This window comes from Chryseobacterium sp. SIMBA_029 (assembly GCF_046535275.1).
Taxonomy (GTDB): domain Bacteria; phylum Bacteroidota; class Bacteroidia; order Flavobacteriales; family Weeksellaceae; genus Chryseobacterium.
Map to the genome: position 1 here is coordinate 1 of NZ_JAWRXA010000655.1, position 249 is coordinate 249.

Consider the following 249-nt stretch of genomic DNA (forward strand, 5'->3'; position numbering starts at 1 on the left):
GCCGGCAACAAGACTTTTGCTCCCGGAGCTTTCTGGCACACTCTGATGCAAATGTGGAAACTCGCTCGTGTACATAGTCGTATTCTGCATGACCAGTGTCGAATGTTCTTGTAGTTGATATATTTTTCTTTGGTTCTGAAATAGACATTCCATATTGAGCCTCGCCTAGAAGTTCCTTTTTCATCCTTAGCCCAAGAATCCCCATTTCTTGACGAAGAAAATCATCCGGAAACTGTGTGAAGTCCCAAG

1 pseudogene is annotated in these 249 nt (G+C 43.8%); it reads right to left on the reverse strand.

The features are described from left to right. A pseudogene (locus tag SB679_RS25600) lies at positions 1 to 249 on the reverse strand (SOS mutagenesis and repair protein UmuC); the annotation flags it as partial.